We start from the raw sequence: 14,700 nt of genomic DNA on the forward strand, positions 1-14,700 counted from the left end.
CTTATTCGCTTTTACTTTGATGGGCGGTGTTTGATTTAGCTTGTGAGCTTATAGCTACTGGTGCGCCAGGTCTTATTTTACGGAAGTTGTCTATTATTATCATGTCGCCATCTTTTAAGCCATCGTTTATCACTACGTATTCAGGCGTTTGGTAAACTACGTTTATGTTTTGTTTGTATGCCTTGCCGTCTTTTGCTAGTAGCACGTAGGCGCTTGTGGCATCTTGAAGGACAGCTATTTGAGGGATTTTAAAGCCATTTTTTTGTATAAAACCAGACACTGTTACATCTCCTACAGCGCCTACAAATAAGCTTGAGTCTACGTTTTTAAAGCTCGCTTTTGCTAAGATAGAGCCAGTGTTTGCGTCTATTACGCTATCTATAAATTTAACCTCGCCCTCGTAGCTTTTGCCGGCTATATTTAGGGTTGCTTTTTGATTTTCTTTGCTCCACTCTTTGCTTTGTAGCTTTTGACCCGCAGCCAGTGCGTCTACGTCAGAGATATAATAAACCGCATCTATCTCGTCCGTTTTAGTAAGGCGCGCTAGTGGTGTTTGATTTGCTATAGCAAAGCTTCCTACATCGGCTAGCTTATCGCTTATGGTACCGCTAAATGGAGCGATTATTGAGGTGTAGTTTAAATTTAATTCAGCTATTTTTAAAGCTGCTTCTGTGCTATCTTTGCTAGCCTTTGCATTATCCATCTCTTTTTGGCTACTTGCACCTTTTTTAAAAAGTGCGCTTATACGGTTATATTCAGCTTCTGCACTTTTTGCGGCTGCTCTTGCGCTTTGTGCTTGTGCGGCGTACATATCAGGGTCTAGCTTAAAAAGCACTTCGCCTTTTTTCACTTTTTGTCCTGCTTTGAAATTTTGTGAGATTATAGTGCCACTTACTTTTGGTAGGAGGTTTACATTTTGTGGGCTTTCTAGTCGAGCAGGGTATGTAAAGCTAAGCGGCAAGTCCTGTGCGCTTACAGTGATGACGTCAACTGGCATAGCTGGATAAGCTTGCGGTGTGGCGGCTTGTTTAGATTCTTCTTTGCTGCTTAAAATATCGCAGCCACTAAAAACTAATGCCGCTAAAACAGGCATAGTAAGATACCATTTCATAGAGATTTCCTTAAGTTTGTAGTAGTAATTACAAAGTTTTAAAGCTCTGATTTTAACACAAATTTGATAATAGTTTCTAAATTATAAAAATTTTTAGATTTTGTCTAGTTTTGGCTTTCAAAAATGCCATAATTTAACTCCTTAAAATGCTATAAAATAGGCTGTTTTTTAAGCCCAAACTCTCATTAAGGGATTAAATTTATGTATCAAGTAAATGATACGATATAATTTCTGAATTTATCATAAATTTACGAAATAATATCCGAATTTGCTTTTAACATTTTTTAATATACCCTACTGCTATGAAATACACTCAACAAGACAAAGCTAGAATTTTACGGATTACATCTCGCACATTGCAGCGATGGAAAAGCACAAAGCCAGAGCTGTATGCGATTATAGAGGCTGGATTTATCCTGCGTGAGGGCATAGGCGCTGAGGAAGAGGCATTAAAAAAGGCAAAGGAGCTTTTGCGTGAAGCCCTGCCGACTAGCTGATATTTGTTGGCTTTGATTAAATTTATGACTTTGTTTTGTGAATATGAACATATTAGCAGTTTATAGCGTAAAAGTTAAGACTTAATTTTTACTAGCTACTTTAAGCAACGGTATTGCTTTAAAATTTAAAAAGCAATGCTATACCTAGCATGAGTGCCTCATCTATTGCTTTTGCGATACAGCTTACATAAGCAGTAAGTATTTTAAGTCATAGTAGTGTGTCTGTGGCATTTTTAGATTTTTTGCTTTGCTTTAAAACATTAACAATAGTGCTACTTTAGCTACTGGTATGAATTTATGGTATTAGGCTTGTTTTGTAATTAAAGCAACACAAGCCTTTAAAAGAGCATTTATAGTTTATAATGGCTTAATTTAATCTAAACGTTAAAAAGGCTTTGGATTAAGCCTTTATTTGGCGTTATTTAGAGCGCCACGTAAAAATATATCCACGGCTGAGCGGACTATCTCCTCGCATTCTTTTTTAGTTTGTGGAGCGCTATCTGGGATTAAAAGGCAGCGAATATGCACAGGCTCGCGCACAAGCAAGCAAAAATTAAAGGCAAGCATCTCTATGTCCTTATCCCCAAAAAGAATTTTAATGTTGCCTTTGCTTAGAAAATCCACAAGCCTTTGTTCGACCTTTGTCATTAGTTTTTGTGAAAATATGCGCCCAAATTTATTATTTTTGTAGCCTTCGCTTATGACAAGCCTGCAAAGCGCAGTTGTCTCCGCACGTCCAAAAGTTCCAAGTATGCATCGCCAAAGCGCGTTAAAAACTCCTCAAGACCGACTGATTCTGGTAGGTTTAGTTGCTCGCCCATCTCATCATAAAATTTAGAGATCCTGTCCTCAATAATCGCTGCAAAAAGCCCCTCTTTGCTATCAAAAAATTTATAAATACTAGATAAAGACCCGCCGCTAATAGCTACAATATCAGTCATATTTGTGCGCTCATAGCCATTTTGCATAAATAGCTCAAGTGCGGTTTTCATTATTATTTCACGGCGTTTTGGGGCTTTTATGTATGCGCTCATCTGTTTTCCTTTGGGTAGATAAATATGCTCTTTCGTTTAACGTGTATTCGCTCTTTGTCATCTGTGGCGTAGGCGTTTACTAGCACTTGCTCCTCTTTGCTAGCGGCTTTGTCGCTTTGGATTGTCACGATTATTCGGAGCTTTTGGTTTGCATTTATTTTAAATGGCTCTTTTGGCTTTATTATGCTTAGGTTTTTATTTTCTATCTCAAAATAGTAGCTATGCGCCACATCGTCTGTGTTTTGAAATAAAAATAGGTACGAGTTTTGTACTTTGCCGTCGTCTGTAACGTTATAAAGCTCGCTTGTGCGGTTTATGTTTAAAAGCATATTTTCCTTTTTCTCGCTCATAGCTAAAAGAGCGCAAAATGCAATGACCAGCACGATTAGATATGCCACCGTGCGAAAGCGCATAAATTTGACTCTTTGGTGCGATTTTATGCTATTTGCGCTGCTCCATGATATGAGAGATGGCTGATTAAATGCCGCCATAGTCTTACTGCATGCGTCAGCACACTCTAGGCAGTTTATGCACTCAAGCTGCATTCCCTTTCTTATATCTATGTGTGTAGGACAAATTCTTACGCACGCCTCACAGCCAGTGCACTCGCCCTCTCGTGGCTTTTTAAATAGCTTAACTCCATCTTCGTATACTGCTCCGCCACGGTTTGTGTTATAAATTACTTGCATGGTGTCATTATCAAACATCACTGACTGCACTCTAGCGTATGGACAGGAATAGATGCAGAATTTTTCCTGTAAAACCGTAATATCAAAGATAAGCCATGCTGTTAATCCAGCTGTAATGCCAAGCGTTAAAGGATACTCAAGCCCCTGATTTAAATGCTCGAAAAACTCAAATGGTGGCACAAAATACCACATAAAATTACAGGCTGCTAAAAATGCCACAGGCGCAAATAAAACCACTGCCATAAATTTTATAAAAAGCGACTTTTTTGCCTGCTTTTGGCGGTTTGTGCTGCTTTTATAAATTCCAAAAATCTTTGTCTGGATTAAATCTCTGTAAATATATCTAAAAATAGTCTGCGGACACGCCCAGCCACACCACACACGCCCAGCCAAAGTGGTAATAAAAAATATAAATAAAAATAGCAAAATAAATAAAAAAGGCATCAGATAAAGCTCTTGCATGTCAAACTTAACAAACCCAAGCTCTAGGTGCTTATGCTCAAAACTCAGCAAAAATAAATGAGTGCCGTTTATGCTTATAAATGGCAGAGCAAACACGATTATAGTCAGAAAAAGATAGGCGATATGGCGCTTTTTGGCGTAGGCGAGTATTTGGGCTACCATTTTTGGATACCTTCTATTATAGTAATAAATTTTTCATTTTTTGGGGATTATAACACAAGTAATTAAATTTGCAAAATTGATGTTTTTTTGCTAAAATACGTGCCTATTTTAACAAAGAAAGGTGGTGAGGAGAGTGCCAGGTATCAAGGTACATCCAAACGAGTCTTTTGACGAAGCGTACCGCCGTTTTAAAAAGCAGGTTGATAGAAATCTAATCGTAACTGAGGTTAGAGCTCGCCGCTTTTTCGAGCCAAAGACTGAGATCCGTAAAAAGCAAAAGATCTCAGCTCGCAAAAAGATGCTTAAGCGTCTTTATATGCTACGCCGCTACGAGTCAAGACTCTAAGCCATATGACCGACTTAAACGTCGGTCTTTACTCATTTTCGTTTAAATCCCATTTATTAAATTTAATTGCCATTTTATCCTTATTTGATATAATTTAGCTTATTTCGTTTATGGAGTGAGTATGGCAGCACACAAAAAAGTCAGCGTAGCGCAAGCTGCAAAGCTACTTGGCATAAGCAAGGAAGCGGTTTATAATCGTATCCGCCGAGGTAGCCTAAAAAGCGTGCAAAAAGGCGGGCTTAAAATGGTCGTACTAGGCGATGAGGAGCTAGCGCTTGCTCTAAAATCAGGTAACGAAATAAATTTAAATGATGAATTAAATAGCGATGAAGCTAGCGAGTTTGGTGCGGTAAATGGCGAATTTATCGAATACTTAAAAGCACAAATAGACGAGCTAAAAGCCCAAAAAGCCTCCCTTGAAGCTGACAAGGAGCGCCTCTATCAAGAAAAAGAACAAATTCTAAATCAAAGCAAAAGTGAAATAAGCGCCATACACAAAAAAAGCGACGAGAGATTACTTCAATTTCTAAGCGCACTCAGTGCAAAACCCCTGCTAACTGATACCATTGATGTAGAGCCTATCGAGGCAAAATATAGTGATAAATGGCTAAGCCTAGATGAGTTTTTACAGGGTCTAAGCCTAGATAAAAAGCAGGCTAAAAAGGCAAGAAAAAGGCTGCTAAAGCAGGTGGGCTACTCAAAGCACGTTGTCTATAAAGATGGATTAATACTAATAAGAAAAGATAAAAATTTAAGCAAACTAATAGGAGAGATATGAAAGCGATTAAAAAAATAGCGACTTATGTCGGACTTGGTGTGTTTGGGGCTATTAGTGCTGGGGCTTTGGCTGGGTGCTTTAGTAGCGATGATAAAAGCAGTCTAAATGAAAATGTAAAGCAAGGTGCCTTTGTCATACTCGAAGAGATCGCACCAAATAAATATAAAGTGCTTGAGGAGTATCCTAGTAGCGAGACTAGAGTGGTGCTAAAGGGGCTTGATGGTAGCGAGAGAATGTTAAGTCAGGCTGAGATTGATGAGATATTAAAAGCTGAAAATGAAAAGATACAAAACGGCACTTCAGGGCTTACAAATCAAAATGCTGCGATGAGTAGCGGGGGCATGAGCCTAGGGGAGACTATCCTAGCAAGCGCGGCTGGAGCGATACTGGGTAGCTGGATAGGCTCAAAGCTCTTTAACTCCCCAGCCTACAATGCTACTCGCCAAAGCGCATATAAAAGCCCATCAGCCTACACTCGCAGTGTAAATAGCTTTAGTGCGGCAAAATCAGGCGCAGGCTCAGCAAAGACAAGCAGTGGCAAGAGTGGGTTTTTCGGCTCCAGCTCAAGTGGCTCATCATCTGCTAAATCAAGCTCGAGCTTTGGCTCATAGGAGGGCGCAATGAAGCTAAAAAAGCTAACTCCCATAAGCAAAGATTACCTTGAAAGCGTGGGCTTTTACTGGCACACGGATAATGACGGCAGCGAGTATATAGCTGATGAGGTTGTAGAGATTTCGCAAGCGCAGGCGGAGAATTATTATAACGCAGCAAACGAGCTATATGACATGTATGTAGCCGCAGCGCAGTATGTGATAGACAATGAGCTTTTTCACGAGCTTGGAATTCCATTTAATCTAGTAGAGCTTATCAAAGCAAGCTGGGAAAATGACGTACACTGGCACCTTTATGGGCGATTTGATCTAGCGGGTGGGCTTGACGGTGCGCCTATAAAGCTGATTGAATTTAACGCCGATACGCCTACTTGTTTGTTTGAGACGGCATTTTTGCAAAGCAAGCTTTTAGAGCAAAATGGGCTTGATGAGGACTTGCAATTTAACGATATGTTTGGCGCGTTGCTGGATAATTTTAAACGCCTTGTAACCTTAAGCGAAGACGTGAGCGAATTTGAGAGCTCGTATAGTGGCTGGGGGATACTGTTTAGCTGTGTTAGGGGTAGTATCGAAGATGAACAAACGGTGCAGATGCTTAAATTTCTCGCCTCTAAGGCTGGTTTTAAGACAGAGTTTGCCTATATTGATGAGATTAGCTTTGATGATGAGAAGGGGGTGTTTTATAATGGCGAAAATTATGAGTTTTTCTTTAAGCTTGTGCCGTGGGAGAGTATCGCGGTAGAGGAGAGCGAGCTGGCACTAATCCTAACAAATATCGTCAAAAATCAAAAAGCAATAATCCTAAATCCAGCCTACACTCTGCTTTTTCAAAGCAAGGGCATACTTAAAATTCTATGGCAGCTTTACCCAGATCACCCACTTTTACTCGAGGCTAGTGACGCGCCGCTTGAGGGCAAAAAGCAGGTAAAAAAGCCGCTTTTTGGTAGAGAGGGTGAGAATGTGAGTATCATAGGCGAAAATGGCAACGTGATAGAGCAAACCAGCGGAAGCTACGGCGATGGTGCTAGTGTGTATCAGGAGTATTGTGAGCTTTGTGCTGATAGTGAGGGCAGAAGCTATCAGGCTGGGGTATTTTTTGCTTATGAGGCGTGTGGGCTTGGCTACAGACGCGGAGGCAAGATACTAAATAACACGAGTAAATTCGTAGGACACTATATAAAGGAGGAGTTATGAATATAGTATGTTTAGACGCCATTACCTTAGGCGATGACGTTGATTTGGGCGTTTTTAGCTCGTTTGGGGAATTTAAAAGCTACCAAAGCACAAAGCCAGAACAGACCATAGAGCGCCTAAAAGACGCCGATATAGTCATCACAAACAAAGTCCTAATCACACGCGAAGTAATAGACGCAACAAACCTAAAACTAATTTGCGTTGCCGCAACTGGCACAAATAACGTCGACACCGAATACGCAAAAACTAAAGGCATACCAGTAAAAAACGTCGCAGGATACAGCACCCCTAGTGTCGTACAGCAGACTTTTGCCTCGATTTTAGCTCTTATTAACCAGACGGCTTATTATGATGATTATTGCAAAGACGGCAGCTGGGCGAGGAGTGGGATATTTACACACTTAGATAGGAGCATAGATGAGCTTGCGATGATGCGTTTTGGCATTATAGGGCTAGGCGAGATAGGCAGGAGCGTGGCAAAAGTGGCTAGTGCATTTGGTGCGCAAGTTTGCTATTACTCCACAAGCGGCGCAAATTCAAATAGCGAGTATGAGCGCCTTGAGTTAGATGAGCTTTTAAGAATCTGTGATATAGTAAGCATTCACGCACCGCTAAATGAGCGCACAAAGGGGCTAATCGGCGAGCGAGAGCTAAGCTTAATGAAAAATGGCGCAGTGCTTGTAAATTTTGGCAGGGGCGGCATAGTGGACGAAGTGGCACTTGCGCAGGCGATTGATGAGCGTGGGCTAAGAGCGGCTATTGATGTGCTAGAGAGCGAGCCGCCAAAGGCGGATAATCCGCTTTTAAGCTTAAAGCATAAAGAGCGGCTTTTGCTTACCCCTCACATCGCTTGGGCTGGCAAGGAGGCTAGGGTGCGGCTTGTGGCAAAGATAGCTGATAATATTAAACAATTCCTGCAAGGAGCGTAGTAATGGCGAGTGAGCATAGCTTTGACATATCTGCTAGTGTGGATATGATGGAGGTTAAAAATGCGCTAGAAGCCGCTAAAAAAGAGGTGGTAAACCGCTTTGATTTTAAAGGGCTAAAGGCTGAGATAGAGCTAGATGAAAAGGGTAAAAATATCACCCTAACAAGCTCAAGCGATAATAAAATCGATGCATTAATTGACATCGTTAGCTCAAAGCTCATAAAGCGAGACATACCGCCAGTAGCCATAAAAGAAGCCAAGCGCGAGAGTGCAAGCGGTGGAGCAGTACGAGCGGTGATGAGCCTAAATGATACGCTTGATGGCGAAAATTCTAAAAAAATCACAAAGATGATAAAGGATAAAAAGCTAAAAGTAACGGCTAGTATAAGGGGCGAGGAGGTGCGCGTGGTAAGCAAAAGTATAGACGAGCTACAAGCCGTTATACGCGAGGTAAAGGCGCTAAATCTAGAGCTTCCGCTTAGCTTTAAGAATTTAAAATAATCTTTCATTGCGCCTCTTTTACGTTTTCGTAAGGGGGTGCTTTTATTTTTGGCATGATAAATTTACTGACCTCGTGCGATTTTATATGGCTTTATGTCGCCCTCTCCTGCTAGATTGCTTTAAATTTGGCTCTGTTTTAATAAAGTATTGCTCCTTAGTGGCACTAAAGTAAGCACAGCACCCCCCCCTGATTCGTGTCAGTGACTTTTGGTATTAACGCCCTTGTACACAAGGTCGACACGATTTTTAGCATTTCACGGTGGCTTAGCGCAAAAATCTGGTGAGCAGTGGCAAGTCCGCAGGACTTAGAATGATGACTGCTGTAGGGCGTGCCGTAAGCGAGTTAACGAGCATATTTCCGCTCACTGCATTCGCCTAGAAACTGCGGCTACGCCTTGTTTTAAAGAAACTTCTCGTTTTGCTAAAGAAGCTAACGCTTTGCAAAGCGAGCTGAGAAATAGCGCCTCTTGCTTTGTAGAATAAGTCACTCGCCCCATCTTAAAAGCAAGCTTTTTATGATTTTACTCGGTTTTATTGCGCTGCGAGAGTATAAATTTAAGATTTCTTTAATCGATTGTGCTATTTTTAATTACAAATTTTAAACCACATCACAAACTTAACATCACTAATTTTTATCAGTGATTTTGGCATTTTATAATGTTGGTGCGATTTTTAGCACTTTGTGAGATTTAGCGCAAAAATTTTGGTAGTGTCGGCACACAAGCCTAGGACGATGACCGCTTGTACGCAGTTTATATCGCAAGTGATAGATCAGCCACTTACATACGTGGTACTGGCTTGCTTTTAAAATTTGTAGAGTAATAATATTGTTTAAAAGAGCTAAATTTAAACGTAAAAGCTAGAGTTTTTAACAAAATCAAACATAAATTTATGCCTTAAGGGATGCATTTTAAAAAAGCTAAAATAAAATATGAGTGATAAATTTAATCAAATAAAGATGCTGCGAATTTAGGATTAATGCGCTAAATCACTGCTTTATCATCACAGTTTTGCCGTTTTGTAGCAGATAGTAGCTGCGCCCTTTAACGCTGTAAAGCAGAGTGGCTTGCTCTATTTTGTCCTTAAGGGTGAGCTTTTTTGGCGATGAAAATAGCGCAAATCCAGCCCTTAGCGCCACAGGGGTGTACCATGTGCTAGCGCAAGAGATTAGTAAAATCACAAAAATCGCTCTAATAAAGTTAGCAAATCTAGCGTAAAGTAGCCCCCAGCCAAGCGGCAAAGCCAGCGCCGCCCATGCAAGCCACGGCTGAGAGGCTATGTAGATGAGGTTAAAATATTCATCAACGCCATGCTTTATAAAATATCCGTCCCAAAGTCCGACAAAAAAGACAAAACTCGCCACACAAAGCATCAAATACCCTAGGCAAAATGCCGCTAAAAGCCTCATCTAAGCCTCCTAAGCCTCGTACGAGAAAGCCTAAACATACTAGATGCCTCTCCCTCAAAAAGCCGCTCGCTTACCACCTCGTCGGCCACGCTTTTAGCAAAGCTTTCGTCAAATTTATCGCCGTGGCGGTTGGCTGAGCTAGAAAACGCCCAGCCAAGGCGTGATAAAAACTTTTGGTGTGCGCCATTATTTACCACGCGTGCGGCAGTACCGTTTGGGTAGAGGTAGGTAGTTTTTTTGCTAGCCCTTATCCTGCGTCTGTGCGCAACTGGAGCCTTTGCTATCTCGCGCAATCTAGCAAAATCTGGCAGAGTTATCAAGCAAGGCTTGCTGGCTGGGCGAGCCTTTGCTAGATTTAGCCGAGCCAAATCCTGTGAGAGTAGCCCAGCTGTGGTGTCGGTCTGTGCTAGGTAGAGTTTTGGCTTTGTCATATTGCTTGAGTCAGAATGATGTTCTCGTCTATGTCAAGATACATGTGTGAGCTTCCACTACTTACCTTATAGTGGGTGTAGCCCTGCGCATTTGATGCGTTTGTGTCGTTTGCGTCCACGACTCTCATATCAAAGCTATCGTTTTGAATTGTTAGGGTGTCTTTTTCGTCGCCGTCTATTGTTAGTGTTGTTTTATTTGCATCTTGAATATTAAATATATCTCCAAGGCTTATGCTATAATTTCCGCCGTTGTTTATTCCAGCTTCTGTGTAATCCCCTAGGCTTATTTTTTCTATGCCGCTTAAGCCACTCACATTTGAGTAGCTGTCTGGAAATATGATTACTGTATCAGTGCCATCCCCACCTAGTATCACGTCGCCATCATGATACACTATGATGTCATCCCCTCCGATAGCATTTATCATGTTAAAATTTGAACTATCTATACTGCCCATGCCGTCGATAAAATCATTTCCAGCTGAGCCTGTGATATTATCTTGCTGGTTTTCTCTGCCTGTGATTACTGATGCTTGCGATAAGTTAAAATTTGACGTATTTATTGTATAAAGCCCGCCCACTTTGCCACTATCTGAGCTTAATAATCCGTCATTTTCAGGTCCGTCATAGTAGACTATGGAGTTTAGTTTATTATCGCTTGCGTATTTGGCAGGGTCGCTTACTTCGAAGTTTACGCCGCCTTTTGTCTCAAAGTCCGTGCTAAAAATCGCTCTCATATCCACGCCACCAGCATTATCGCCAAGCGATACTATTTCACCGTTTGCGTCGCCAAAGCCCACGCTTAGATCAAGCACTTCATCGCTTATATCTGCAAGCGCATCTTTGCTTATCGCACGCGTTAGCTCAAATTTTGTCGTGGCATCATCACTTAGCAGATTTGCTACGTGAAATTTAACCACTCCATTACCATCATCGCTTATTGTTATGCTGCTTATGTTCTGATTTACATTGTCGCTCGCTCGTGCCTCCGCCATACCGTCAATCGAAATCACTTCCAGTCGCGTGTCGTCATTTATTTTTAGGATATTTACGCTCTTGCCACTTTTTGCGTAGTGCAAGTATACATAATCAGGCGCGCTTACGCCGCTGCTTAGGTGCGTGTTTACCGAGCCTTTTTGCTGCATGGCTATGACATCTGGTGTTTTGTCGCTAAGTGAGCTAAAATCTGCACCAATAAACTCAAACATGCCTCCTTGCGCCTTTAGCTGTGCGGTGCTAGGCGTGTCGTTCATGGAGGCTATCTTGCTAGCGCCATTATCGCTAAAATAATCAAGGCTTAGTTCTTCGCCTGTTTTTAGGTATAAATTTGATGAGTTTGCGGCGATTGAGAATTTATTCGTTTCGCTGCCTAGCGAGCTTTCTATCTGGGTTTTGCCGCCGTTTATGTTTGTAAATAGCGAGCCGTTTGCGTCGCTTAGCCCGTAGACATAGCCCTTTAGTCCATAGTCTTTTGCGCCTATTTTGTCGCCTTGGTTTATTATTGTGGTTGATTGTTTTATAGGGTCGTTATTTGTTATGTTAAATATACCTACTCCGCCTGTAAAAAGCAGTCCTTGTGATACTGGCTCTAGGCTACCATCTGCTTCTTTTACGTAGACTTTTACATCATTTTCGTCTAGCGTGGATTTAAATTCCACCTCTCCGCTAGTGGAGTTAAATTTGCTCACTCTTTCGTCTACTGCGACAAGCTGTTTTAGCTGCACGTGCAGGCTTTGTACGTCTGGGCTGCCAGTTTGTATATATTCGCTCGCTTTTGCCAAAAGTTTATCTCTAAGTGGCGCAAAGCTAGCATCGCTTTTAAAATTATCAGGCGTAGTCTTTGACGTGTCTACAGGTACGTTAAGCACGATAAATTTATAATTATGCCCTTTTTCAAGCCCGCTTAAAGGTATGTCTTTGAGGTTTGAATTTATTGGAGAGAAAGTGCCAGTTACTATATCTACATTTACTAGCTTTATCTCGCCTGAGACTTCGTCTTTGCTATAGATGGCTACCATGTTGCCGAAGCTTGATTGTACTCTTAGTGTTGGCGTGGTGTCTTGGCTTATGTAGTTGCCATTATTGCTTAATTCAGTATCTAGGTTTTGAGTGTTACCTGTGTCTATAAATTTATTGATGTTATTTGCAGATACTATGGCGATATTTGGGTTACTTTTTACACCTAGGTCGTTTAGGTTGTATGCTAGTACCGGGGCTTTTATAGTTATTTTTATGGTGTTTATTTCCAGTGTAGAGCCACTTATGCTAAAGCCATCTGCTGGCGTTTCTAGGCTCCACACGCCGTTTGCTTTTACGGCTTTTGCTGTTTGATTTGCGCCGTTTGTGTCTTTGTATGATACGCTTAGCACATTTACAAAAGGCTCATCACTTAGCGATATGCTGATTTTTTGATTTGTGCTATCTAGTATTAGCTCTGGCTCATTTGGTACTGGCAATACAGTGATGCCCTTAGCTTGGCTTGAAACCGTGATTGCGCCGTTTGTTCCGCTAAATGCGCTATTTATAAAATCTACGCTAGGAGCAGCTTTTGCGCTATCGTGGGCTATTGCGATAAATTTATACGTATCATTTTGTGCGGGTAGGTTTAGGCTTAGGTCGTAGGTTGTGATGCCTTGGGCTAGGCTGGCTTTGCCAGCTATGGTAGGTGCGGCGGTGGGGTTTGATTTTTCATACACGATAATCTCATCTCCTCCTATGCTGCCAGTTATATTTAGCTTTAGTTTTAGGGTGCTATCGGTGGTTTTGTCGCCGTTTATTAGTACCTCTTGGATTGAGTTATTTTGGCTTGATATGTTTTGTTTTACGATGCCATCCTCGACTTTTTCATCGGAGTAAAACTGCATAGTAGCGCCTATTGCTTGGCTTACTAAGTCAAAGTTACTGCTAGCTGATGAGGTTAAAAATAGATCGCTAACACTCGTGCTTATGTTACTTTTTGCTAGTGCGTCATATGGTAAAGAGAGCCTATCTGTGCTTAGCGCATAGGGTAGTCTTGCTGGTGTTTTTGCGCTTGTAGCGGTGTCTAGTATGCTTATGCTATCTACGCTCCATGCGGTGCGTGCGCTATTTGGGGTTAGTATTATTTCATGGCTTGTATTAGCTGTATCGCTTGGGGCTTTTAAATTTATTGTGATTTTGTCTAGGGCTTTATTTGCGCTTAGACTTGGTAAATTTATAGATAGTTCAGATTTTGATAGCGTGGTGTCGTAGCTAGCCTGCGGTGGAGTGTCAACTATCATTAATTCACGCACGCTTGTGGCTTTTGCGTTTGTAGCAGCGGCGCTATTATTTGCAAAAATCAGCCCAGCATTTGTCATATCTGTAGTCTCATTACCTGAGCTTGTAAATGCTACGATTTTATTATCTCCTAGACTTAGATCGGTATTTGATAGGGCGATTTCTTGAGAATTTGAGCCGTTTTGGGTTAGGTTGGCTACTTTTTTTACTACATTTTGCGCATCTTTTACGTATACGACTATGGATTGATTGCTATCTCCTGAGGTGCTTATTTCTAGACGCACAGCCTTATTTTTACTTACTCCTAGATCAAAACGCTCAAGGTTAGGATATGTTGACTTAAAGCTAATTGACGTCGCCTTAAACTCGGCAATGGCTGGCGGTGGAGTGATTGGCGTAGGTGGTGTTGGCTCTGGCTCTGGGATAGGGGTCGGTTCAGGTATGGGCTCTGGTTCAGGCATAGGTGTTGGCTTTGGTTCAGGATTTGGCATGGGTTGCGGCGTTGGCGGTGGAGTAGGCTCTTTTGTCTCTTGGATCGGGGCTTGGCTTGATTGCTTGATTGCTGGGCTAGTGCTTGCTATAGAGCTTGTTTTTATATTGTTTTTTTCGCCTGCTTGGTAGTTAAAAACCTCAATGATATTTTTATTTACGTCGTTTACAGAGCGTGTAAGTTGTGTGAAATGTCCCGTTTTTATGATAGCCCTGTCATCGCTATACATTCTGCCGCTAGATTCTCCGCCTGCATTTGTGTGTATGTCTGTTACATTTGTTGAGATGTCAGTTTTTTTACCTGATTGAGAGAATCTTGTTTTGTCATTATGGTATTCATCGCTCATTTTTTCTGTTCTGTGGGCGTCTTGTTCTAGTAAAGCTTTTAGTACAGCTGCCGCATCAAAGTTCTCGTTTACTGGAGATTCGCCTCGCAAACGTACCACATCGCCTGCTATTAGGACGTATTCTCTGCCATTTTCCATGAGTATGATAGCCTTTGTGCCATCTATGCCACCCATGGTAATGGTATCGCCAGAAAAGACCACGTCTCCAACTTTTAGTAGCCTATCCCTGCCGTTTGAATCTTTTGATATAGCGGTTCCGTTAAGAAAGGTAACCTTACCTTTTTGTGCCATTAAATAAGCCTTTTAAATACCCATAAATTTATTTAACCTATAATTATACCTAATTAAATGCTTTTTTACAATAAGGCTTTAAATTTGTCAGATTTATTAATTTTATTTGATCCCGTACGCAAAATTTATTCTGCAGCATAAGAGTAGAGAATGTGAAGTATTTTTA

Annotated in this window: 14 protein-coding genes; 7 read left to right on the top strand and 7 right to left on the bottom strand. The window is 41.4% G+C overall.

All coding sequences use genetic code 11. From position 1 onward, the window contains the following. Position 1: 1 nt before the first annotated feature. On the bottom strand, positions 2-1,111 hold the full coding sequence (locus LBC_RS00645; RefSeq protein WP_221254212.1) for an efflux RND transporter periplasmic adaptor subunit: 1,110 nt from the start codon (positions 1,109-1,111) through the stop codon (positions 2-4). A 302-nt stretch (positions 1,112-1,413) separates the two neighbouring features. Between LBC_RS00645 and LBC_RS00650 the strand changes: the two genes are divergently transcribed. Further along, the gene (locus LBC_RS00650; RefSeq protein ID WP_221254213.1) at positions 1,414-1,608 is read left to right on the top strand and encodes a hypothetical protein; all 195 of its coding nucleotides are present in this window, start codon (positions 1,414-1,416) and stop codon (positions 1,606-1,608) included. Between the two features lie 408 nt (positions 1,609-2,016). On the opposite strand, the gene LBC_RS00655 is transcribed toward LBC_RS00650, so the two are convergent. From LBC_RS00655 to ccoG, 3 genes are read right to left on the bottom strand one after another with little or no spacing between them, the layout of a single operon-like run. Next, positions 2,017-2,361, bottom strand: coding sequence for a TetR/AcrR family transcriptional regulator C-terminal domain-containing protein (locus LBC_RS00655; protein ID WP_221254910.1), 345 nt, complete (start codon positions 2,359-2,361; stop codon positions 2,017-2,019). Then, positions 2,307-2,642, bottom strand: a complete 336-nt coding sequence (locus LBC_RS00660) for a TetR/AcrR family transcriptional regulator (protein ID WP_221254214.1) — start codon at positions 2,640-2,642, stop codon at positions 2,307-2,309. Before LBC_RS00660 ends, LBC_RS00655 begins: the two co-directional genes overlap by 55 nt. Continuing rightward, a complete protein-coding gene (gene ccoG, locus LBC_RS00665) occupies positions 2,639-3,955 on the bottom strand; it encodes a cytochrome c oxidase accessory protein CcoG (RefSeq protein ID WP_221254215.1) in 1,317 nt (438 codons plus the stop codon). The genes LBC_RS00660 and ccoG overlap by 4 nt, the downstream gene beginning before the upstream one ends. A 133-nt stretch (positions 3,956-4,088) precedes the next feature. On the opposite strand from ccoG, the gene rpsU reads away from it, so the two are divergent. The 6 genes from rpsU (at position 4,089) to LBC_RS00695 (ending at position 8,313) form a co-directional block, all read left to right on the top strand. Next, complete coding sequence (rpsU, locus tag LBC_RS00670; RefSeq protein ID WP_221254911.1) at positions 4,089-4,301, top strand: 30S ribosomal protein S21; 213 nt, start codon at positions 4,089-4,091, stop codon at positions 4,299-4,301. 121 nt (positions 4,302-4,422) lie between these two features. Beyond that, on the top strand, positions 4,423-5,079 hold the full coding sequence (locus tag LBC_RS00675) for a helix-turn-helix domain-containing protein (RefSeq protein WP_221254216.1): 657 nt from the start codon (positions 4,423-4,425) through the stop codon (positions 5,077-5,079). Then, positions 5,076-5,690, top strand: coding sequence for a UPF0323 family lipoprotein (locus LBC_RS00680; RefSeq protein WP_221254217.1), 615 nt, complete (start codon positions 5,076-5,078; stop codon positions 5,688-5,690). Before LBC_RS00675 ends, LBC_RS00680 begins: the two co-directional genes overlap by 4 nt. A gap of 9 nt (positions 5,691-5,699) precedes the next feature. Then, a complete protein-coding gene (locus tag LBC_RS00685; protein ID WP_221254218.1) occupies positions 5,700-6,884 on the top strand; it encodes a glutathionylspermidine synthase family protein in 1,185 nt (394 codons plus the stop codon). Beyond that, positions 6,881-7,813, top strand: coding sequence for a D-2-hydroxyacid dehydrogenase (locus tag LBC_RS00690; protein WP_221254219.1), 933 nt, complete (start codon positions 6,881-6,883; stop codon positions 7,811-7,813). The genes LBC_RS00685 and LBC_RS00690 overlap by 4 nt, the downstream gene beginning before the upstream one ends. A gap of 2 nt (positions 7,814-7,815) precedes the next feature. After that, positions 7,816-8,313, top strand: a complete 498-nt coding sequence (locus LBC_RS00695) for a YajQ family cyclic di-GMP-binding protein (protein ID WP_221254220.1) — start codon at positions 7,816-7,818, stop codon at positions 8,311-8,313. Between the two features lie 988 nt (positions 8,314-9,301). On the opposite strand, the gene LBC_RS00700 is transcribed toward LBC_RS00695, so the two are convergent. The 3 genes from LBC_RS00700 to LBC_RS00710 are packed head-to-tail and all read right to left on the bottom strand — an operon-like array spanning position 9,302 to position 14,534. Then, positions 9,302-9,721: a hypothetical protein gene (locus LBC_RS00700; protein WP_221254221.1), complete on the bottom strand. Its 420-nt coding sequence runs from the start codon at positions 9,719-9,721 to the stop codon at positions 9,302-9,304. Continuing rightward, entirely contained in the window at positions 9,718-10,152 is a 435-nt protein-coding gene (locus LBC_RS00705) for a Sua5 YciO YrdC YwlC family protein (RefSeq protein ID WP_221254222.1), read from the bottom strand. Before LBC_RS00705 ends, LBC_RS00700 begins: the two co-directional genes overlap by 4 nt. After that, entirely contained in the window at positions 10,149-14,534 is a 4,386-nt protein-coding gene (locus tag LBC_RS00710; protein WP_221254223.1) for a hypothetical protein, read from the bottom strand. The genes LBC_RS00705 and LBC_RS00710 overlap by 4 nt, the downstream gene beginning before the upstream one ends. Positions 14,535-14,700: the final 166 nt, after the last annotated feature.

It is taken from the genome of Campylobacter sp. 19-13652, from assembly GCF_019702925.1.
Lineage (GTDB): Bacteria > Campylobacterota > Campylobacteria > Campylobacterales > Campylobacteraceae > Campylobacter_A.